At 42.8% G+C, this 22,142-nt stretch carries 18 protein-coding genes; all 18 read right to left on the bottom strand.

The genetic code is table 11. The annotated features are described in order from the left end of the window. Positions 1 to 47: 47 nt before the first annotated feature. The gene (nadA, locus tag GQY27_RS18100) at positions 48 to 986 is read right to left on the bottom strand and encodes a quinolinate synthase NadA (protein WP_160036658.1); all 939 of its coding nucleotides are present in this window, start codon (positions 984 to 986) and stop codon (positions 48 to 50) included. Positions 987 to 1,224: 238 nt separating this feature from the next. Continuing rightward, positions 1,225 to 3,261, bottom strand: coding sequence for an ATP-dependent zinc metalloprotease FtsH (gene ftsH / locus GQY27_RS18105; protein ID WP_160036659.1), 2,037 nt, complete (start codon positions 3,259 to 3,261; stop codon positions 1,225 to 1,227). A 100-nt stretch (positions 3,262 to 3,361) separates the two neighbouring features. Continuing rightward, positions 3,362 to 3,901 carry a hypoxanthine phosphoribosyltransferase gene (hpt, locus tag GQY27_RS18110; protein WP_160036660.1) on the bottom strand — a complete coding sequence of 180 codons (540 nt, stop codon included), beginning with the start codon at positions 3,899 to 3,901 and terminating at the stop codon, positions 3,362 to 3,364. Between the two features lie 75 nt (positions 3,902 to 3,976). Continuing rightward, complete coding sequence (tilS, locus tag GQY27_RS18115) at positions 3,977 to 5,389, bottom strand: tRNA lysidine(34) synthetase TilS (protein WP_160036661.1); 1,413 nt, start codon at positions 5,387 to 5,389, stop codon at positions 3,977 to 3,979. 50 nt (positions 5,390 to 5,439) lie between these two features. Continuing rightward, positions 5,440 to 6,381 carry a serine/threonine protein kinase gene (locus GQY27_RS18120; protein ID WP_201450756.1) on the bottom strand — a complete coding sequence of 314 codons (942 nt, stop codon included), beginning with the start codon at positions 6,379 to 6,381 and terminating at the stop codon, positions 5,440 to 5,442. After that, entirely contained in the window at positions 6,359 to 7,111 is a 753-nt protein-coding gene (locus GQY27_RS18125; protein ID WP_160036662.1) for a vWA domain-containing protein, read from the bottom strand. Before GQY27_RS18125 ends, GQY27_RS18120 begins: the two co-directional genes overlap by 23 nt. Positions 7,112 to 7,207: 96 nt before the next feature. Then, the gene (gene spoIIE, locus GQY27_RS18130) at positions 7,208 to 9,634 is read right to left on the bottom strand and encodes a stage II sporulation protein E (protein WP_442950920.1); all 2,427 of its coding nucleotides are present in this window, start codon (positions 9,632 to 9,634) and stop codon (positions 7,208 to 7,210) included. A gap of 444 nt (positions 9,635 to 10,078) precedes the next feature. Then, positions 10,079 to 10,609 carry a S1 domain-containing RNA-binding protein gene (locus GQY27_RS18135; protein ID WP_160036664.1) on the bottom strand — a complete coding sequence of 177 codons (531 nt, stop codon included), beginning with the start codon at positions 10,607 to 10,609 and terminating at the stop codon, positions 10,079 to 10,081. A 180-nt stretch (positions 10,610 to 10,789) separates the two neighbouring features. Beyond that, the gene (locus GQY27_RS18140; protein ID WP_160036665.1) at positions 10,790 to 11,134 is read right to left on the bottom strand and encodes an FtsB family cell division protein; all 345 of its coding nucleotides are present in this window, start codon (positions 11,132 to 11,134) and stop codon (positions 10,790 to 10,792) included. Positions 11,135 to 11,195: 61 nt separating this feature from the next. Then, positions 11,196 to 11,765, bottom strand: a complete 570-nt coding sequence (gene yabQ, locus GQY27_RS18145; RefSeq protein ID WP_160036666.1) for a spore cortex biosynthesis protein YabQ — start codon at positions 11,763 to 11,765, stop codon at positions 11,196 to 11,198. After that, entirely contained in the window at positions 11,762 to 12,046 is a 285-nt protein-coding gene (yabP, locus tag GQY27_RS18150; protein WP_160036667.1) for a sporulation protein YabP, read from the bottom strand. The genes yabQ and yabP overlap by 4 nt, the downstream gene beginning before the upstream one ends. 135 nt (positions 12,047 to 12,181) lie before the next feature. Beyond that, a complete protein-coding gene (locus GQY27_RS18155; RefSeq protein WP_160036668.1) occupies positions 12,182 to 12,466 on the bottom strand; it encodes an RNA-binding S4 domain-containing protein in 285 nt (94 codons plus the stop codon). Further along, positions 12,466 to 12,738: a non-specific DNA-binding protein Hbs gene (gene hbs, locus GQY27_RS18160; protein ID WP_160036669.1), complete on the bottom strand. Its 273-nt coding sequence runs from the start codon at positions 12,736 to 12,738 to the stop codon at positions 12,466 to 12,468. The genes GQY27_RS18155 and hbs overlap by 1 nt, the downstream gene beginning before the upstream one ends. Before the next feature lie 283 nt (positions 12,739 to 13,021). Continuing rightward, positions 13,022 to 14,518 (bottom strand): bifunctional methyltransferase/pyrophosphohydrolase YabN, encoded by a 1,497-nt coding sequence (gene yabN / locus GQY27_RS18165; protein WP_160036670.1) that lies wholly within the window; start codon positions 14,516 to 14,518, stop codon positions 13,022 to 13,024. Between the two features lie 98 nt (positions 14,519 to 14,616). After that, entirely contained in the window at positions 14,617 to 16,281 is a 1,665-nt protein-coding gene (locus GQY27_RS18170; RefSeq protein WP_160036671.1) for a putative polysaccharide biosynthesis protein, read from the bottom strand. 123 nt (positions 16,282 to 16,404) lie between these two features. Beyond that, positions 16,405 to 16,947: a stage V sporulation protein T gene (gene spoVT, locus GQY27_RS18175; protein WP_160036672.1), complete on the bottom strand. Its 543-nt coding sequence runs from the start codon at positions 16,945 to 16,947 to the stop codon at positions 16,405 to 16,407. Positions 16,948 to 17,224: 277 nt separating this feature from the next. Next, positions 17,225 to 18,388 (bottom strand): peptidylprolyl isomerase, encoded by a 1,164-nt coding sequence (locus GQY27_RS18180; protein ID WP_160036673.1) that lies wholly within the window; start codon positions 18,386 to 18,388, stop codon positions 17,225 to 17,227. Further along, the gene (gene mfd / locus GQY27_RS18185; protein ID WP_160036674.1) at positions 18,375 to 21,899 is read right to left on the bottom strand and encodes a transcription-repair coupling factor; all 3,525 of its coding nucleotides are present in this window, start codon (positions 21,897 to 21,899) and stop codon (positions 18,375 to 18,377) included. Before mfd ends, GQY27_RS18180 begins: the two co-directional genes overlap by 14 nt. Positions 21,900 to 22,142 lie beyond the last annotated feature (243 nt).

Consider the following 22,142-nt stretch of genomic DNA (forward strand, 5'->3'; position numbering starts at 1 on the left):
TATATAGAAAAGGGGGTGTACCTTCATCTGAAAGCTCTCCCTTCAACCTATTTTACTTGTAACATGCGCTCTAGGGATAAACGTGCACGATCAGCAACAGCAGGAGGTACATAAATTTCTGGCTTCATTGTCTCCAGCGCTTTTACCAGTTTCTTAAGGTTATTTACTTTCATATTCGGGCAAACAAGAAATTTGGTCGCAAAGTGGAAGGTTTTGTCCGGACTGTCTACTCGAAGTTGATATCCTGTACCGTCTTCCGTACCGACAATGAATTGCTTGCGGTCGGATTTTTTACAATACTCGAGAATTGCTGTCGTGCTTCCTACAAAATCACCCATCTCAACCACCTCTGGGCGGCATTCCGGATGAACCACAAATTCTGCATCGGGATATTTAGCACGCATTTCAACCACATCTTTTATCGTCAGCATGTCATGTGTATTGCAGTACCCTTCCCATATAATCATCTTCTTATCGGTATGTTGTTGAACATAATGTCCGAGATTCTTATCAGGAACCCATATAATCTCTTCCGCATCGAGCGATTGAATCACTTTTACCGCGTTAGCAGAAGTACAGCATATATCGGTCTCCGCTTTAATCTCGGCAGAGGAGTTAATGTATGTAACGACCTTCGCATTTGGATGCTGCTCTTTTAATTTGCGAAGTCCTTCTACGTTGACCATATCAGCCATGGGACAGCCAGCACGTTCATCAGGAATAATCACTTTTTTATTTGGAGCCAAAATTTTAGCACTTTCCCCCATAAAGTGGACACCACAAAAAACGATAACTTCGGCATCGGTCTCTGCGGCCTTCTGAGCTAGAAGGAAGGAGTCTCCACGAAAGTCTGCTACTTCCTGAATTTCATCTCGTTGATAATAATGAGCAAGTATAATTGCATTCCGTTCCTTCTTTAGTACTTTAAGTCGCTCTTTCAACTCACGATTCATCTCGGCCTTACGTTCTATTGCCTGAACCTCCACTGTTGACCCTCTCCTTTTATGAAATAGCAAATACTACGTTCACTTTGCAGTGTATGCCCCCGCTTGTTAATCGATTCACAAAGTCGAATACAGAAATTCCTTTTGTTTACAACTAATTTACACGGGACACCCTGACCTGTCAATTCACAAAATAGACGCAATTTAGAACGAAACGAATGTAATAACACAAAAAACCGGAGAACATGAGCTGTTCTCCGGTTTTTCGTGTATAGCGACCTTATGAAGTAGGTTTGTTATTGTCTGGATCCGTTGGAGGTGTAGATTCTGATTCCGGCTGATTTGGAACATGGTTTGGAATTTCTTCCGCCGGTGTTCCACCGGTGTTATCTTTTCCTTGAATGCGAACTTTAACATCACCGACATTGTCGATAATAGGTTCTCCGCCTTCTGAGGATCCTCCCGTATTTCCTTCTTCTTTTTCGGTAATTGCTCCATTTTCGATCAACTGCTTGATATCTTCAAGATCAAGAGTCTCTCTTTCAAGCAGAGTTTCCGCAATAAGGTGAACCTCTTTAGAATACTTGGTAAGCAAATCTTTCGCTTTCTCATAGCATTCTGTAACCATACGGTGCATTTCTTTATCAATCTCATATGCAATGGAATCACTGTAGTTCGGCTCATGTCCGAAGTCACGACCCAAGAAGACTTGCCCTTGCGCATTACCAAACTGCAATGGTCCGAGTTTTTCACTCATACCATATTCCATCACCATGCTACGAACGATACTTGTTGCTTGTTGGAAGTCACTATAGGCACCAGTACCAATTTCACCGATAAACAGTTCCTCAGATACACGACCACCTAGTAACCCAGTTACTTTATCAAGCAATTCTTGTTTCGTTGCGAGCATGCGATCTTCTTTTGGCATCATAATTACATATCCGCCTGCACGACCACGAGGTACAATCGTAACTTTGTGAACCATATCAGCATGCTCCAAGAAGTAACCTACAATCGTATGGCCAGCTTCATGGAAAGCAACGATCCGTTTTTCACGATCACTTACTACGCGGCTCTTCTTCTCCGTACCAACAATTACACGGTCAATCGCTTCATCCATCTCACGCATGGAGATATCTTTACGATTACGTCTGGCAGCAAGAAGGGCTGCTTCATTAAGCAGGTTCTCAAGATCTGCACCTGTAAATCCAGTTGTACGCTTCGCGATTACATCCATCTTCACGTCTTTTGTAAGAGGTTTGTTACGAGCATGTACTTTAAGAACAGCTTCACGGCCTTTTACATCAGGACGGTCAACTGTAATTTGACGGTCAAAACGACCTGGACGAAGAAGTGCAGGGTCAAGAATATCCTGACGGTTTGTTGCTGCAATGATAATAATACCTTCATTTGCTCCAAAACCATCCATCTCTACGAGCAATTGGTTTAGCGTCTGCTCACGCTCATCATGTCCACCGCCGAGTCCAGCACCACGCTGACGACCAACCGCATCAATCTCATCAATAAAGATGATACATGGAGCATTTTTCTTCGCATTTTCGAACAAGTCACGCACACGGGATGCACCGACACCGACAAACATTTCGACGAAGTCAGAACCCGAGATACTGAAGAACGGTACGCCCGCTTCCCCAGCGACAGCTCGTGCAAGGAGTGTTTTACCTGTTCCTGGAGGACCATTCAGTAGAACCCCTTTTGGAATTCTAGCACCCACTGCAGCGAATTTACGAGGATCTTTCAGGAACTCAACAACTTCGATAAGCTCTTGCTTCTCCTCATCTGCTCCTGCAACATCTTCGAAAGTAATCTTTTTCTTCTCTTCGTTATATAAACGTGCACGGCTCTTACCAAAGTTCATCACTTTGCCGCCGCCGCCTTGCGCCTGATTAAACAGGAAGAAGAAGAGGACAAACATCAAAATAAGAGGTATAAACGACGTTAGTAGTGTCAGCCAAATACTGTCACCCTTCATCGGTTTCGCTTCCATTGCTATTCCGTTCGCTTCACTCGCATCCGCAATTTCTTGGACTGCAGCATCTGTAGCAGGAATGTACGTAATAAAGTTTTTGGCTTTTTCATCAGGCGGGGTTACATACTGTCCCGTCACCTGGTAGGCATATCCATCAAACTGAATACTCAAATTCTCTACGTTATTTGCAGATAATTCCTGACGAAACTCGTTGTATTTAGGGGTATCAGCCGCTTCACTTCCACCATTAATAACCTGGTAGATGCCGACTACAACTAAAAATAAAATTAGATAAAAACCAGAATTCCGGATGAACCGATTCATCCCCTACCTCCTCTCGAGACACCTTAGTTATTTTACCATAGCCATTCTGCCCTTCTCAACAAATGGGCAAACGCGATTCTATCATTATTCTGCCGGGATTTTAGTTACTGTAAATCTCCGGTTTCAGAATCCCGATATAAGGCAGGTTCCGGTAATGTTCAGCATAATCCAAACCGTAGCCAACTACAAATGCATCTGGCAAAACAAAGCCCGTATAATCCGCTTCAAGATCAACAGAACGGCCAGACGGCTTATCAAACAAGGTAACCACCGTTGTTGATTTAGCGCCTCTGTTCCGTAGAAGTTCAATCAGATGGCTGAGTGTGAGCCCGCTATCGATAATATCCTCTACAATAAGAACATCGCGACCCTCAACGGATTGATCTAAATCCTTGATGATCTTGACTACACCGGAAGACTTGGTAGAAGCGCCATAACTTGATACAGCCATAAAGTCCATTTCAAGAGGCACTGTTATGTTTTTAACCAAATCAGCCATAAATATAAACGCACCTTTAAGTACACAAATCACTAAAGGATTACGATCAGCGAATTCCTTGCTTAATACTTCGCCTAATTCCTTGATTTTACCTTGAATTTCTTCTTCACTAATTAAAATTTCTTGAATATCGTTCTGCAACGTTAGTGAACCCCCTAAAGTTATACTATGAAAGTCTTATCTGCACCATTACTGCCAACTGCCTGCGCGTAATAGCTACTCGATCCACATTTGAATGATCTGTGCAGATTGATCGGTAACGGGAGCATGGATGGAGCGTCTTACGCCCGGAATCCAGATGATGTTTCCTTCAACATCACACACGAGGGGGATACGAGAACGCAGGGACGGCGGAATTTTGGCGTCGATAAAAATATCTTTCACCTTTTTACTTCCGTTTAATCCCATTACTTTCATGGTATCTCCAGGCAATCGTGCTCTTACGGTAAGCGGCCAATGAAGTTTGCTCAAATCAAACTGTGCTTCATTAGCAGATATCGGCCTGCGCATCCCCTTTGAAAGAACCAAATGAATGGTTCTTTCAATCTCATTCAGATAGAGAAATGATTCTCCATCTGGAGAATCTAACTGATAACTGTAATGCTCAGATACAGAATTCCGGGCAGTAAAAATAATACTGTTATATTCCCGCATACAAACGATACCCTGACCTATATCAAGAATCCAAGTCGTTGGTTCGGTCTGAACCACTCCCTTACGTATGGATTCTATTCTTGAAAAAGTAGCAAAATCATCGTTTGAAGGCAGATAATTTAATATTAATTTAATGAGCCTTCGTTGTAAAGCGACATGTAGCTCCTTAAACGCAGGCACAGAAAAGGTAAGTTGGTCACCTGACTTCATGACCATATCCGCAAAGGTTTGCTCTGCAGCTGCTTCCATATAGTCATCTTCTGTGCTTATAACTTCGGCCATTCGATAAAGAGATTCCTTTATCTGCCCATTATATTGCCCCAAAAAAGGAAGCACATCCAGTCGGATTGCATTTCTAAGATATTTACGATTCATATTACTACTATCAATGAGATAGGGAAGCTCTTCTTTTTCACAGAGCTTTTCCAAGTCCGTCTTGGTAATACGTAAACATGGCCTAATAAGTTCCACGTTTTTTTCAGTTCGTTTTATTTTCATACCTGAAAGTCCTGAAGCACCGCTTCCTCGCAGCATATGCAGCATAACCGTCTCGGCCTGATCATCCGCATGATGTGCCAGAGCAATGCTGTCTGCTTTATACTTCTCCGCGACTTGATGAAGAAAAGCATATCTTCTTTCACGGGCCGCATCCTGTGAGTTCCGCCCTGTCTCCTCTAAATACTTCGGCATATTTAGATGAACCATTTCAAAAGGAATGTGCAGCGATTCCGCATATTTTTGTACCAGCTCGGCTTCAGCATCCGACTCTGCACGAAACCCATGATGTACATGGGCACAGATCAATGTGAGCGGTGTAAGGTAGAGAGATACTTGATGAAGAATATGTAAAAGAGCCACAGAATCCGCCCCACCGGATACTGCGACTACAATCCGGTGACCCGGTTTCCACAATTGATACTCCTCTGCTGTAGCAGCAATTTGCATTACCGTAGGTTCAAGTTTCGGTCCTTTCATGATGTACCTCTTTTCTAACTCAGATATTTCAAGGTATGTACCCTCTAATTTTAGCGAAGCATCAGGATCATTGCCCCAGCCATAATTAGAGCTGATAACGCAAAAGATGGAATTAACCATCCTGGGGTTGGTTCTGATGAAGCATTCTTAGGTCCGCTTCTTACTCTGTAGACTTGCTTTTTCCACGATAAGAAGGCATCCTCAGCATCGTCATAATCACCCTGTATTGCCTTTTGAAGCCAACTTCTATATGACGCTAGCCGCTCACTCTTATGAATGATAGTTAAAAGTGCGGGTATTCCTCTTAGTTGAGGAATACTGTTTCCAGTGAATCTTCTTAATTCTTCTCCCTCCAGAAGATGAATAAGAAGAATGGCAAAGGAAAACACATCATATTTCTGGTCTGCGACACGGCTGCCTGCATTCCAGTACCCTCTATCATACCACTCTGTGAACTGCTTTACACTGCGTCCTACAGGACTCGCTCCTCCATAATCGATGAGCTCCACCTCACCATAGGAAGAAACAAGTACATTTTGCGGCTTCAAGTCACAGAATATATATCCTAACCGATGCAGCTCAGCAAGCCTTTTTAAAATTCGAAGCCCGACAAGCATCATCCATTCTGGTCCATTTCTATGGATAAATAAATGAAGCGGCTCACCTCTGACATAGGTCATGACGTAAAAAGAAATCTCTTTTCCGCCAGCTTGGTAATTATCGACTTCTTTTAAATAGGAAGAGAAGCCCTTCCTATCTGCAAGGTGATCCTTCTTCGCTAATGAAGTAAGAACATTAATCTCCGACTGCAAATCAAGTGGATTAAAACCCATCTTGAGCGCATACCGGCCTCCACCCGGTTCACGCTGAACCAAATACACGATCCCATTTGCTCCCTTACCGAGCACTCTCTGAATAATATATTTATTATTCTTCCATTTGCCGATAACTACAGTTCCAGGAGTAAGATCAGGATCCAGCGGCATAGTCACCATGCATCCCTTCTTTTGCTCCGTCATCGCGATCATACAGGTCATTCTCGTTTAGTGTACCATAACGATAATAATCAATCACCTTTAATATTGCAGGCCCGGTAGGTGTAGCACCTCTCATATCCAGCTTAGTAAAAACCGATCGAAGTGCATTCATGTCGCTTGTCCAGCTAATATCAAGTACTGCATCCTCACTGCCTTGTCTCCCAGGAAAATGAAATACAGAGATCTGACTTCTTCCTTCACGCGCTTGAAGGCTGAGCATCAAATCTCGAATTCCTTCTTCAACGGCAGCAAGTTTCGGTTTCATACTAGCACTTGCATCGATAAGTAAAGCAACTTGAAGCGGTGTTGTCTCTGTCAAATGATCCAGTACTTGAACCACCTCTGCGCGCTGATGCAAAGGAAGTTCCGCAATACTGCCCGCACTTTTGCCCAGAATTTGTTTAAGCTCTTTATTAACCGCTAGTTCAATGGTCTGAACCACTGTTTTTCGCGTCATCATCTGCATGGTTTTTGCTAATACAGGTGTACCTACAATTCGGCTTATTCCACCCCCTGCTTTGGCAATCGCTTCAATCTCTTGTCCCCCAAGGTCACCAATAGTTCCATAATCCACCACGCCCACTACATTCACCGTAATGCCTTCCTCCAAGGCATTTGCAGCAGCAAGTACTGGATTTGAACCAACATTAGAGCATCCGTCTGTTATGAGTAAAATTTGCTTCATCTTTCTCATCCCCTTTAGCTTCAAACTTATTCCTATTATTTCCATAACAGGCTAGGTTCAAACGAGGACTTTCCTTCTATAATAAATATCTATCGGTCAGCTGACTGTCCTAGGCCGCTCCATCCGATCAATACCCGGGATACGAAGTGTGGCCCATTCAGGGTTAAAATGATCCACTTTACCAACGACAACGGTCATGTCATCATGAATCTTATTTTGCTGATAACGAATGACACGCTCTAATAAGATATCGGCAATTTCTTGTGGATCTTCACTATCCATCTCCTGAATCATTCGTTTCATCCACATTTCTTTATTTACAGCGTACCCTGGTGCATCGTATATACCATCTGTCATCATAATGACGATATCCCCTGGGAGCAGCTGCGTAGTGACTAGGTCAACCTCTATATCTTTAATAATGCCAACAGGAAGATTGCTTGCTGATATCGGAATTACCTCTTCTCCTCTTTTAATGAAGCTTGGAGTAGATCCTATCTTCATAAATGTCGTCTGTGCTGAATACTGATCAATGAGCGCCATATCCACAGTCGCAAAAAATTCCTCTGTAGACCTTAGCATTAGTATAGAATTGACTGATTTAATGGCAAGTTTTGCATCCATCCCCGATTGTAGCAGCTGTTCCAGGATACCAAGAGCAGTACTGCTCTCAAGCCTTGCTCGTTCTCCATTCCCCATACCGTCGCTGAGTGCGACAACAAAGGTGCCGTTGCCAAGTTCAACTGTGCTGAAGCTGTCGCCCGAAAGAAGGCCTCCACCCTTGGCTGCTCCAGCTACGCCTGTTGTGACTTCATATGTCTTCGCTGATCCGAAAGTTACAGTAGCAAGCCCCTGCTTTGGAATAGTCATTGTTTCTTCTACAACCGCAATATGCTCACCAATAATATCAGATAAAAGCGGAGCAATAATTTTTCGGCATTCATCAAACCCTTTCGTATAGGCATGTACAATCTCAATCTCGACTTTCCCTGCGTCCAGGTTAATAATATCGATACTATGGATGGACAAACCTAGCTGCTCAAGTGCTGATCTAATCTGTTCCTCCTGCTTGTGCATTACCTTTGTTTCACGCTGTATTTCCCGTGCCAGGTCCTCCATTACCTGAGACACGCCGGATAATTGTTCTGCTACAAGCATTCTACTGTCGTATATTTGGCGTTTCCATTGCATATTATCTTGGTATAGCCCGTACTGACGCTTCATTACATCAAGTACAGCTCCTGTCTTAGCACAACTTTTTGTCCAAGATGCTGGAATATCCTTTGCCTGAAAATTTGGATTTTCTTCAATTGAAGTCATCATTTCTGTCATATACTTATAGGTCTGATAGAACTTGCCGTCCCAACACTGCTCTTGTTTAAAACAGGAGGTACAGGTCCCTTCGGCAACTGCATTCATAAAATGTTCCATATCCTGTTGACCTTGTCCCATCTCATTAACCCCGGACATCTGATCAAAACTCTTAGATAGCTGCTTAAACACTTGTGAAAAACGATTGACTCGCTCAGCAGTCAGGTCCCTGATCCGTTTCGCGTATTCATGCTGTGAATAGCTGTGATCCTGTGTCCCAGGTACATATTTAGAAATAACTTGTAACATGCTTTTAGGTGTCAGTAAAAAAAGAAGAATGGCTGCACAGCTCTCATACGTCGATGTGATTACATCTCCTGTTCCCCCTAAATAGATGGATAAGATTGAGGATCCAAGCAGCATCCCCAGAGATACACCTAGTTTTTTTCCTTCCTTCATCATTCCGGCCAACATCCCTGCAAAAGCAAGCAAACTCATCTGATAGATGGCTGACATATTCGCCAGGCTTAAGATCAGTCCCGTAAGTACACCTACTGACGCACCAAGCGGTGCCCCGCCTACAAAGGCGAAGAGGAGTAACAAATATCTGGATAGTACATTTTCAGCTGATAAGTGGTAGACCGTAAACCCAACAGCTCCTGTCATGACGGATGCCAGTAAAATAATTAGACACAGGATCTCCTCGCTGCGGAGGTTTACACTCTTCTTCCGATAAGTAAAGATGGGAATCGCCTGTATGAACACCATGGTGAGTACAAAACTCAGCACCGCATCGATGGTCATCATTAGGACCGCGTACCATGTGAATGAGGGTCCGATCAGGACGGTAAACAAATTCACCATAAAAGCCGAGGTAAAAACCATGACAGGCGCATAAGATAATTCGGTTTTCCCAAAAGAGGAGAGTCCTTTGTACAGCAGATAAAAGATTCCTAGTTCGGCAGCGATGATGAAGAAGGTTGGATAAGGCGAAAAAAAACTTCCAGCAAGAATCGCGGCTCCCACGGGAATTAAGAAATCCCTTCTCAAGAATAAAATAACGGCAAAATAGGCTATGGCAAATGGTGAGAGCTCGTCTAATATCATAGCCTTTCCTAGCAAAAAACCCATCACCGTCAGCAGAATCATCCATTTCTTCTCAGATATGATCTGTACGGCTCGTAAGGACCCTATCCATGTCTTCATCCTCATGCTTACATCGGCACGCAGCTCTTTTCCCCGTTTACCAGCTTTGATTCCTGGAAAAGGTATTACATTCCACTTGTCCATGTTTCGCTTCGCTCCCCAATGTTTGATTTGATGTTTCCCATTATAGTCAGCTTGTTCTGTGAAAGTTTGTCAGAAACTAAGATGTCGCAAAAAGAAATTTCCGACAAAAATAGGGGGTCTGCGAAATAACAGAGTTACGAATTAAAAGGACAGCCCATATAGGATTAAAGAGCATTATGACAATTTCAGCACTTGCCGAGTCATTCTTTCCATAGTTATAAAATGGTAGCGATATGGAATGATAATACTGGAACTAGCTTGAAACATGTCGGACGATTCTTGAGATGCGACAAAAAAAACCGCAGACTCTAAAGTCTGCGGTTCTCTCTATTCACGTACTTATATATGCAAGATCAGGTTGGTGACTTACACGCGTTTTGCGCCGCGACCTCCGCGTTTACCTTCGGTGTTCTTCTTCAACGACGAAATCCGCTCTTCACTGTCTTTCAGAAAGCGTGACACTTTATCCTCAAATGAAGGCTTGCCAAACGAAGGCTTGCCGGCAGAAGGTTTGTAAGGACGCCCTCCCCGTTCACGATTGTTATAGCTACCGCCGCCACTGTTACCAGCGCCGCCGCTAAATCGCTCTCTATCTCCTCCGGTACGTTCCGGTCTTGGTGTTCTTGGTGGACGAGCTTGCTGTTGTACTTCACCTGCTGGACGGTCAACCGCCTGCTTGATTGAAAGTCCAATCTTTCCGTCCTTGTCAACATTGATAACCTTAACAGTTACCGTATCATTAACTTTCAAATGATCGTTGACGTCTTTGACATAATTGTCAGCGATTTCTGAGATGTGAACGAGACCCGTGACACCTCCAGACAGATCCACGAATGCTCCGAAATGCGTGATGCCTGTCACTTTGCCCTCTAATTTGGTGCCCACTTCAATTGCCATAGAATAAAATGATCCTCCCTTAAAAATATACAACCCGATTTTTAAATCTGTTGCGGTAAATTAATTATACCTTATGGATTAAACCAAGGTCAACTGAACGAACGCCTGTTAACGCGCCTAATTTCGGTTAACTTTGAACATAATTCCAGTAGAAAACGGAATTTAAGTTCTGTTGCTATATTATTCATCAACTGGATAGATTGGTGTCTCTCCAGGTAAATACATTCCATATTTTTTTCGTGCAATTTGCCCGATATATTCAGGATCTTGTAGCCTGCCCACTTCCTGCTTAAGCTCTTCAAGTGCTTGTTCTGTTTTTGTCTGTGTCACCTTGATCTCCTGCAGCTTGGCACTCTTGTCCGCCATTTGAGTAGACTGATTAAAGAATGTATATCCTGCCCATCCTGTGAAACAGATCATAAAGGCAAGCCATAGCATGATTCGCCTCCGAGCTCCTGTTACTTTTTTCTTCTGAGGTCCAGCTTGTTTTGAATTTTGAACACTGCGCCCAGACGATGATTTCATACGCGTACCTCCTTCATGATTAGGTAGGAATTTAAGCTAACCAGCTCGCTTTGTTAATAGATCAGAACCAGTAGTTCCACCATTCTTTAATCCGGCTGAACATACGTGCCATCCAGCTTGGAGTCTGCCATTTACTGATCAAGGGTCTTATCGGCAAATAAAGAAGTTTAAGAAACGGTCTTATTATGTAATAAACCATTCTGATCAGAAAAAGGAGAATCGCTATAACAAAACCAAACAAGATCCGTAATAGCCGAAGTATACCTTTAATAGGAATGACTAAGATGATGTAAAGCGCACGGTAAATTATATAACAAAACTGCTTTATAATTCCAATTAACATTACCACAATTTTTTGAGTCAAAACACTTAAAACCAAAAAATAGACCCAAACCCCTAAAAAAAGTCCCAAAAAGACATAAAATCGTAACTCTCCATGGTTACTGGCATACAGCATGTTAAATACAAACACGGCTGCTGCGATCCAATATACCAAATCGATTGTATGGATACTCCATCTCGGAAACCGGAACGAGAGAGACAGGACCCGGTAACTGTCATAGACCATTCCCAGTGCCGCTCCGGAGAAGAGCATCCATCCTAATGTGATCCACTGAATTTCTGGATTCATTTGAACAACTTGCCGAGAATTCCTTTTCCGGATTTGGAACTTGAACCGGGATCTAAATAGGCAAGAAAACTTACATGACCTTCAATCGATAAGAGTCCCTCTTCAAGATTGAGGTTTTTAATATGTAAATTTTGCCCTCTAATGGTTAGGTGACCGAGCTCTGTCTTGAGTAGGAATTCCTCATTATCAAAGCTCTCCACATTCAAAACACCTGTGATATCAAGTTGCTTCCGGTTCTGCATGTTTAAACTGTGCTGTTTCGGTTTTACATGGTCTATCATGGCATGTACCCCTCCCTTCTTACACCTAGCTTATGGGAGGTTAAGAAGGATTAGAACAGTAGCAGAAGGAAATTAAAAAAGCGTGCTTCTCCCTTCTAAATCGGGATTAGCACGCTTGTTAATGTAAAACAAAGGTTAACTTAAAAAGTCCAACCCGTTATCTCTGGCAATAGGCTCTTCTTTCACCACGGTGAATAGACTCGAAGCCTCTTCTTTACGCGTGCTTTCTGCCAAACGCTCTACTCGAACGGTTACAAGTTTCTGTCCGAACTGTACGGTAATTTCATCGCCGACTTTGACAGCACTACTTGGCTTCGCCTCTCGTCCATTGATCAGGACTCTCCCCTGTTCGGAGACATCCTTAGCCACCGTACGGCGTTTTATCAGTCTCGAAACTTTAAGGAATTTATCTACTCTCATTATTTTACAGCTTCTTTAAGTTTATTTCCTGCCTTAAATGCAGGAACATTAGATTCTGGAATTTCAATCGTATTTCCTGTTTGCGGGTTACGTCCTGTACGTCCGGATCGTCTGCGAGTTTCGAAAGTGCCAAAGCCAATAAGTTGTACTTTGTCGCCATTTGCAAGGGCATCTGTAATTTCACCAAGGAAACCATTAAGAACTGCTTCTACGTCTTTTTTTGTAAGTCCACTTTTTTCTGAAATATTGTTTACCAAATCTGTTTTATTCATTATTAAAGGCCTCCCAAATTAAAGAAAATACGACGTGCACTTCCTGCGTAAAAACGCTTCTTAGTATCACGTGCCGTTACTACACTTCTATTCTTGCTAAGTCACTAAAAATCCTGCTGCAATGCGCCTTTTTTTAATGTGACACACGCAGTGGGTTCAAGTTTGGTAAAGAATACGACATTTTAGGTATCGTTGTCAAACCATGCCCATTTTAATTCATGACAGTGGTTCTCCTATAATTCAAATACCCGATATTTATGAATTTCAATCCCGATTTTGAGCGTTAGTAATCTTTCAGTTCCTGTTTAGCTTCTTGCCAGCAGGCTTCCATCTCTTCAAGCGTACTGTCTTCTATGGTCTTTCCTTGCTCCGCAAGACGAGATTCAATGTACTTAAATCTACGAGTAAATTTACGGTTCGTAGCAGCTAGCGCTTCCTCGGGATCGGCTCCAATAAACCTCGAGATGTTAGCAGTAGTGAATAAAACATCACCAAGTTCCAACATCTGCTCTTCTGCAGCATAGTTCAGCTTAATTGCCTCTTTTAGCTCGCCAAGCTCTTCCTCAACCTTAACAAACACGTCTTCTACTTGATCCCAGTCAAAACCGACTTTTGATGCTTTCTTTTGAAGTTTGTAAGCTTTCATTAAGGCTGGAAGATCTCTAGGAACTCCATCAAGTATAGAAATTTTCTCTTTCGCTTGTCCTTTAAGCTTCTTCTCTTCTGCTTTCATCGCTTCCCAGTTGGCTAGCGCTTCTCCAGCATCTTCTGCCTTGTTGTCTCCAAATACATGCGGGTGTCTAAAAATGAGCTTGTCATTCAGACCTTGAATGACATCATAGACATCAAATGTACCCAGCTCTTCTTCCATCTGAGCGTGCAGCATGATTTGGAGCAGTAAATCGCCAAGTTCTTCTTTCATATGATCTGGATCATCATCATCGATTGTCTCCAAGACTTCATACGTTTCCTCAATCAGATTCTTGCGGATGGAAGCATGAGTTTGTTCGCGGTCCCAAGGACATCCTTCCGGGCTTCGCAGAATTTCTACAATTTCATGAAGACGGCCAAACGTACGTCTAGTGAGCTGCTCATTGTCACTTTTTGGTACATAAATCAGTGATAAATTGCCGTATCCTTCTACACGATCCAGCTCATATAGCTCAACTTCCTGAATGACTTCTTGACCTTCAATACCGAGTGCATGTCCAACAATGATTTTAGTGTCATCTGGATACACCTCCATCAGACTTAGCTTAACGTCAGAGGCAGTGAATACATCATACACTTGTCCAATTACCGTATGTAACTTAGGCTGCAGCAATTCGCGGTCAATAACACCCGCATCAAGTAATTGAAATCCTTCGATAGGATCAAATCCAAGTCTTATAAATGCCTCATCCAGGAAGCTTTCTCCCCCGAGTATAGAGAGAGGAATTCCTTGATCAGCGCAGCGCTCTTTTAGCAGTCCTACCGTTGCCTCTGCTACCATAGGATGTCCGGGTACAGCATATATGATCTCGCCCGCAGTGCCTTGCTTCGCAAGCTGAATAAGCTCGTTTGCTATACTATCATAGACCTCTGGAAAAGAATTCTTTGCTTCATATATATAATCGAACGAATTCAAAGATAAATGAAGATTTTCTAAATCTTTGCATACCGGATGGTCAAGCGTCCGAACATAGATCCTGCTTGCCTTTTGTAACCTTTTCATAATACCTAAAGTCAGTTGATCTTCCCCGCCTGAACCTAGACCAACCACTGTGATTGCTGTGCTCATGTGACCCCTCCAAATAAATGGCTTCTAAATAAACCTTGCTAACTGTAACTATATCATGCTTTTGCATCAAGCCAAAAATAGAGCATCCTTGTTTCTACTTATACTAATCGTAATTTGTGAAACAGCTTCATCAGCTTCTCTCCCTTAGGAAGCATAGCGATCTCTTCTGCTGTTATCCATTTTGTACGGATCGTACCAATCATGAATATGATAACGCCCGCTGTAATACCGAGCAGACTTTGCACAAGGGCAGTCATTCGGTTGCCTAAACTAATTCCTAAAGCCCCAATCATAACCTCTGTACCCCATGCTACTCCGGCTGCCGTTAGTGACATCGCGGCGATAATGAGAAATGGTTTGAATAAACCAGCAGTAAAGGATACCCGCAGCCTCAGTATTTGAGCAAGCAGTAATACATTTAACAAAGCAGCCAGCGCATAAGCTGCTGCCGAGGACCATGCTGCACCATTGATACCTAGATACGGTACTAACAGCTCATTTAGCAGTGTTTTGACACCTGCGGCAGTCAGCATAATAAAGGCCGGCGCTTTCACTGCCCCATACCCTTGAAGTAAGGCTGCAGCAATGACGCTGACTGCGCTTCCGGCAGCAGTGAGTGCCAATATACGCATCGTACTTGTTCCTTCGGCCGTGATATAAAGCATCTGGTTGATGGGCTCAGCCAGCACCGCCATACCCGCGGCGGCAGCCAGACCAATGAGCCAAAACCACTTGAGGGCAAGACCGCTTTGCCTACGGATTGTATTATGATCATTTCGCACCTTCGCTTCCGCAATAGCAGGGATAAACAATACCGACAATGTCGTTGCCAGCATAGTTACGAGTTGCACAAGCGGAATCCCCCGATTATAGATTCCAAAAAATCTCATTGTTTCTATATCAGCCATCCCTTCCTGCTTAAGCAGACGTGGAACAGTAAAGGTATCAACCATATTCATTAATGGGACGACTACCGAACCAAGTGCAACGGGGATCGCATAACGGAGCACACTAATCAGAAGAGTAGATGTTGACTTTCGATCTGATTTCAGACCCTTTTCCCTAGAAAGCACATTTTCATCGGAACGCAGCTGTTCTAAATGGTTAGCTCTCCTCTTTCCTCTTCTTAACCAGAAAAACCACATCAAGAGCAGTGCGGCGGCTCCACCCGCGGCAGAGCCTAACATGGCCCCTGCTGCAATTGTTTCTGCTGATGCTCCCCGTTCAATCAGTATAAATAATAATACAAGCATGACGGTTACTCGGACGGTCTGCTCTGTGATCTGAGAAACAGCCGTAGGCATCATATCCTGCAAGCCTTGGAAGTATCCCCTAAGACCTGTCATGACAGGAACAAATAAAAATGCCAAAGAAGCAGTACGAATGGAGAGAACTATCTCTTCATTATCAATAAAACGGCTAATCTGCGGAGCGAATTGATACATGAGCAGGCTGAGCAGACCTCCAAGTACTGCTAAGAGCACAGAAGTAACTTTAAGAACACGCTCACCTTCAGCTTGGTCTCCCCTAGCGTTGGCTTCAGCAACCAGCTTGGATACTGCGATAGGGAAACCAGCTGTCGCGAGTGTAATGAACATCATGTAAAAAGGGTAGACCGTATTATAAATACCAAATACACTGTCACCCGCTATATTTTGCAGAGGGATCTTCTGCAGTGTTCCAATCAGTTTTGATAATAGTGCAGCAACGCTGAGTATAAATGCTCCTTGAAGCATTTTTGTACTGGTTTCTATTGATTTCATATAGGCTTACCTACTTCTTCTTTAGGGTAGACGCTATGTTCCTTTACAATACGAAACCTATTATACCTCTTTATGTAAAAGCAAAAAACTCCTGCCCTCTTACAGGCGGGAGTTTAATGTTCTTTACTGCTCCATTTGCTTGCCAAGAAACGCAGCTGCGGTTTCAGACATTTTCACTTCAAGTTGAGACATTTTTGTTGATTCATCTTTGCTGTACAGTATCACGGCACCAATAGGATCTCCTCCAGATATAATCGGTGCTACAACAAAGGATGATAAATTTTCGTTATGATCTTTAGCAATTTCATAAGATCCACTGCTGTTCTCAAGCAAAGTTTTACGGTTATCCATGGAGTGCTCAACCAAATTTCCGATTTGCTTCTCCAGGTATTCTTTTTTAGATCCGCCAGCTACCGTAATAATCGTATCACGGTCAGTAATGAGTGTTACATGGCCTGTACCTTCAAACAAGGATTCTGCATATTCCTTTGCAAAATCACCCAATTCACCAATAGGTGAATACTTTTTCAGAATAACCTCGCCATCTCGATCCACAAAAATTTCAAGCGGATCACCTTCACGAATGCGTAAAGTACGACGAATTTCTTTGGGAATTACAACACGACCGAGGTCATCAATACGGCGGACGATACCAGTAGCTTTCATTTACATGTTGCCTCACTTTCTCGAGAAGATTTTTCAACTACTGTCCTTTTTATAACGGAGGGATTAAGGTAGTTAGTTTAGTGTGATATCTAAACCATAGTATTCATCTGTTCCCATTTCCTTATACATAGACCTTTTAATATCGTTCGATAAAGTGATTTTAAAAATTTTCCATTATAAAGAATTACCCTTCCTAAAAGGTTTCGGTATACCAAAAAGACGCGGTTTCCCGCGTCTAATGGATTACGTCCTATGCTGTCCTGCTTGTCCGATCTGGTTATTTGCCGTCGGTTGTTTTATCTGTACTTTCTTTACCTGCATCGGTTCCTTCGGTACCTGTTGTTCCTTTATCCGTACCTTTGTCAGTCCCTTCAGTTCCTGTATCGGAACCTTCTGGAGTTTCCGATTCTGTACCCTCAGTACCTGTTCCCTCTGTATCCGTTCCTTCTTTTTCTGCTGCAGGATTTGCAGGAAGCTTGATTTCACCTTTCATAATTCCATCAAGCTCTTTTTCCATGAAGGTCTGGATTTGTGTATTTACGATAGTATTCGCAAGGGTATCTTTTTGTTCTTGTGTTAATTCTTCGAAGGTTGGTTCTGTACGTTTCTCTACCTTGATAATGTGATATCCATAATCTGTTTCAACAGGATCACTGATTTTGTTAATTTCTAAAGTTTTAGCTGCCTCTTTGAAAGCTTCTACCCAAGATACAATAGGGGTATCTTCGTACAAACCGCCATTTTCAGCAGACCCTGGATCCTCGGAGTATTCTTTCGCTACAGCAGCAAAATCCTCACCTTTATCCAGTTTTGCCTTTACTTCTTTTGCGATTTTCAGTGCTTCACCTTCTGCACGCTCTTCTTGTGTTTCAGGATCTTGGAAGCTAATCAGGACATGACGGACGGTAGCTGTAATAAATTGTTCTGGGCTAGCGTCGTATTGTGCTTTGAGTTCTTCTTCTGTTACTTTTGGTGATTTATCCTTAACAATGGTCAAAACACGAGCCATATAATTTTTGATATCTGCTTCTGTAAGTTCATAATTTTCGAGCATTGCTTTCCACTGCTCATCTCCAACTTGTTCTTTCATCTGAGCAAGCTGATTGTCTGCTTCTTCTTCTCCTTGTTTCTTGGATTCGTCAGAAGCTTGATTACTCAAATACTCATAAGTCACTTGCTGCTCAACTAGATATTCACGGAACTCATCCATTTCCATGAGCTGTGCGTACTGAGGACTCATAAATTTCATGATTTTCATCTCAGTGTTAAATTCATTCTCTGTAATTTCGCCGCCATCATATTTAACGATGATCGCACTATTATCGTCGCTTGCCGAATTCTGATCATCGCCATTTCCACAAGCAGCCAGAAGAGATATCGATAATACGCCGACCATTGTCACCGCGATCGTCTTCCAGGATTTTTTATTACTTCGCAACATCTTGAAGTTCCCCCTTTGATTTAAAAGCATCCTTCATGGCTGCAAGGAATTTCTCTAGCAATTGAAGAAGCTCCAAATCGCTGAGTCCTTTACCTTTTACATGAATAGACATACTTTGTCCTTGTTCAAATTGTACACGTCTTTCAAACTGATTTCCAATCTGAATAAGTTTTGCTCCATTTACAGTATTTTCTTGACCCTCATAGAATTTCAAAGTTATGTCATCACCACGCTGTACAATCGACTCAATACCATAGGCTTTACCATAGATTTTAAGTCTCGCCACAGTGAGCAAGTTCGTAACTGCCTCTGGTAAATCTCCAAAACGATCCACCAGTTCATCTTCTAATTCCATCGTATCATCAAAGGAAGCAAGAACAGCCACTTTTTTATAGATTTCAATTTTTTGAATGCTGTCATAGATGTAATCTGATGGTAAGTAAGCATCGATCGATAGATCAATGGCTGTTGTCCAACTGGATTGTTGTGGAGCTTCCTCACCCAGCATTGTAACTTTACGTTTATTAATTTCTTCAGCGAGCATCTGTGAGTAGAGATCAAAACCGACTGAGGCGATAAACCCGTGCTGCTCTGCTCCAAGCAAGTTACCAGCCCCCCGAATCGTTAGATCCCGCATAGCAATTTTGAAACCGGAGCCAAGCTCTGTAAACTCCTTGATGGATTGAAGCCTTTTTTCTGCTACTTCTGTCAGGACTTTATCCCTTTGATACGTAAAATAGGCATACGCTATTCGGTTGGAACGTCCAACTCGTCCGCGCAGCTGATACAACTGAGAAAGTCCCATCTTATCAGCATCATGTACGATCAATGTATTGACGTTCGGGATATCAACCCCTGTTTCAATAATGCTGGTGCTGACAAGCACGTCAAACTCCCCATCCAGAAAATCAAGAATCGTCTTCTCAAGTTCGGACTCTGTCATCTGCCCATGCCCAACACCGACTCTTGCGCCAGGGACAAGATCTGAAATTTCCGCAGCCATCTCCTGAATTCCTTGAACACGGTTATATAGGTAGTACACTTGCCCGCCTCTTGCCAGTTCCCGCTCTATAGCTTCCCGAACCAAAGTCTGACTGTGCTCAACAACATAGGTCTGCACAGGGAAACGGTTCTCTGGAGGCGTTTCGATAACCGATAAATCACGTACACCCAGCATAGACATATGAAGGGTTCGAGGAATTGGTGTTGCAGTTAGTGTTAATACGTCCACATTTGTCTTCAGCTTCTTGAGTTTTTCTTTATGAGTCACCCCAAAACGTTGTTCCTCATCTACAATCAGCAGCCCCAGATCTTTAAAGACAAGATCTTGAGATAATAAACGATGCGTACCGATTACAATATCAATAGTTCCATCCTTGATTCCCTTCGTCGTCTCATTCTGTTCCTTACGAGTACGGAACCGACTCAGAACGCTCACATTAAATGGATATCCAGAAAAGCGCTCACGGAATGTTTCATAATGTTGCTGTGCAAGAATCGTTGTAGGAACAAGCACTGCGACCTGTTTCCCTTCGATTGCTGCTTTGAATGCAGCTCGGATGGCTACTTCGGTTTTGCCGTATCCTACATCCCCGCATAATAAACGATCCATAGGGCGACTTTGTTCCATGTCTTTCTTAATTTCTTCAATTGCTCTTTCCTGATCCCGTGTTTCATCATAAGGGAATAAATCTTCAAATTCCTGCTGTTCTGCCGTATCTTTTTCAAAAGCATAACCTGGTGAAGATTGACGAGCTGCATACAGTTTGATCAAATCATCCGCTATATCCTGAACAGAACTCCGAACCTTATTTTTAACACGTGTCCAGTCATTGCCGCCAAGTTTATAGATTTTCGGTTCTTTCTCTTCTGATCCTACATACTTCTGGATGAGGTCAATCTGTTCAATAGGAACAGACAGCTTATCTCCGCCAGCATACAGAATATGCATGTAATCCTTATGGATTCCACCTACTTCTAATGTGCCGATCCCCATATACTTACCAATACCGTGGTTCTGATGGACAACATAATCCCCAACCTTAAGTTCACTGTAACTCTTAATACGTTCTGCATTATCTACATTACGAATAGGTTTGCGAACTTTACGTTGTTTTTGAGAGAACATCTCGCCTTCCGTAATGACGGCTAAATGAATCGAAGGCATCTCAAAACCACTCTGTAAACCACCAATCATCATGGTCGGTTCATGTATATCGTAATCCTGTAATACGCGGCGCATCCGATCCAGCCGTTCTTCGCTGCTTGCCAGCATAAAGACCTGCACGCCTGCTTTTTGCCAGCGCTCCATTTCCGCTTTAAGCACATTCATTTGACCATGGAAGTCCTGCATACTGCGGCTGACCATGTTCAGAATGTTCTGAGGTAATGTATGTGGAACCTGTCTTAGGAACACAGAAATAAATAACGTCTGGAATGGACGTTTATATAAAACTTCTTCATGATCAAGGGAAAGAGTAAGCTGTGGCAACGTCTTGCCATTTTGGAGCAAATGCATACTCCACTCGGACTCATCCCGCTCAAGTTGTTTTCCCGTTTCCAGTAGCCTAGCCGGTTCGTCAAAAATCAGGACTGTATCCTGGGGCATAAAGTCATAGATCGTTTGTTTCTCAGGGTATAACTCTGTTACATATTTATATATTTCAGGAAAATACACATGTTCGCGCAGCAGCTCAATCTCACGATGAATTTCATCGCGTAGACGAAGTTTCGCTTGCCGATCGGTCGTCTTTTCTAATTGTTCTTCAAGCAAAATGGCCGCTCGATCAGCGGCTTGCTTCATTTTAGCTTCGTTTGAAATTAATTCCTTGCAGGGTGTAATGACAACCTGATTAATCTTATCGATAGAACGCTGATCTATCGGATCAAAGGTACGAATCGAATCAATCTCATCATCAAATAACTCCACACGATAAGCAAGCCCAGAAGTCACAGGAAAGAAGTCAATGATACCTCCACGGATGCTCATCTCTCCTTGTGTTTCTACGCGTTCAACTCGTTCATATCCCAGCTCCACCATACCGCGAAGGAAGGAATCCAGCTCAAGCGTGCCGCCTTGCTGTAATGTAATTTCCGCATTTGCAATAATCTCAGGAGAAGGTAAATAACGACGAGCTCCCGATAAAGGAATAACGACAATACCGCGAAATCCTTTGGCACACTTAAGGAGAACATCAATACGCTGTGCAAGGGTTTCTGGACTTGATATAGCTGCCTCAGCAGCAATTAACTCGTTTGCAGGGTATAAAAGGACTTGATCATCAGAAAGCGCTTCCTGCAAATCATCTGCCACTTTCTGTGCTGCAAACATATTATGGGTTACAACGAGCATTGGTCGATCTAGTTGCTTGTGTAAGGCAGCTATCATGATTTGACGAGCCGACCCAGTCAAACCGGAGATCAACTGCTCCTTCATTCCCGTTGTAACGCCGGAAGCAATCGATTCAAAATCAGAATCTTTGGAATAGGCATCAATAAGTGCTTGTAGCAAAAGGGGCACCTCTCTTATCACTTTCTAATCTATCTGCTATTTGTAAAAGATAGTCTGTATTTTAAATGTAAACTTTTGGTTGTTAATTATCTCATCATAATCCTTTTTATCTGGCCTTACCATAGGTAAAGTCAGAACATACGGCTTATTTACTGCGCTGTAACTGAAAAAAAAGCCTCAGCACTTACAGCCAAGGCTAGAGGGAATGGAATGAGTCTTCCCATAAAGCTCAATGAATTTTAT

Origin of the sequence: Paenibacillus sp. An7 (assembly GCF_009870785.1) — a bacterium.
Lineage (GTDB): Bacteria > Bacillota > Bacilli > Paenibacillales > Paenibacillaceae > Paenibacillus.

Bases quoted from the DNA above. Each gene is read 5' to 3' on its own strand.
- ftsH (WP_160036659.1), bottom strand. From the start codon at position 3,261: ATGAATCGGTTCATCCGGAATTCTGGTTTTTATCTAATTTTATTTTTA.
- tilS (WP_160036661.1), bottom strand. From the start codon at position 5,389: ATGAAAGGACCGAAACTTGAACCTACGGTAATGCAAATTGCTGCTACA.
- GQY27_RS18125 (WP_160036662.1), bottom strand. From the start codon at position 7,111: ATGAAGCAAATTTTACTCATAACAGACGGATGCTCTAATGTTGGTTCA.
- spoIIE (WP_442950920.1), bottom strand. From the start codon at position 9,634: ATGAGGATGAAGACATGGATAGGGTCCTTACGAGCCGTACAGATCATA.
- GQY27_RS18135 (WP_160036664.1), bottom strand. From the start codon at position 10,609: ATGGCAATTGAAGTGGGCACCAAATTAGAGGGCAAAGTGACAGGCATC.
- GQY27_RS18140 (WP_160036665.1), bottom strand. From the start codon at position 11,134: ATGAAATCATCGTCTGGGCGCAGTGTTCAAAATTCAAAACAAGCTGGA.
- yabQ (WP_160036666.1), bottom strand. From the start codon at position 11,765: ATGAATCCAGAAATTCAGTGGATCACATTAGGATGGATGCTCTTCTCC.
- yabP (WP_160036667.1), bottom strand. From the start codon at position 12,046: ATGATAGACCATGTAAAACCGAAACAGCACAGTTTAAACATGCAGAAC.
- GQY27_RS18155 (WP_160036668.1), bottom strand. From the start codon at position 12,466: ATGAGAGTAGATAAATTCCTTAAAGTTTCGAGACTGATAAAACGCCGT.
- hbs (WP_160036669.1), bottom strand. From the start codon at position 12,738: ATGAATAAAACAGATTTGGTAAACAATATTTCAGAAAAAAGTGGACTT.
- yabN (WP_160036670.1), bottom strand. From the start codon at position 14,518: ATGAGCACAGCAATCACAGTGGTTGGTCTAGGTTCAGGCGGGGAAGAT.
- GQY27_RS18170 (WP_160036671.1), bottom strand. From the start codon at position 16,281: ATGAAATCAATAGAAACCAGTACAAAAATGCTTCAAGGAGCATTTATA.
- spoVT (WP_160036672.1), bottom strand. From the start codon at position 16,947: ATGAAAGCTACTGGTATCGTCCGCCGTATTGATGACCTCGGTCGTGTT.
- GQY27_RS18180 (WP_160036673.1), bottom strand. From the start codon at position 18,388: ATGTTGCGAAGTAATAAAAAATCCTGGAAGACGATCGCGGTGACAATG.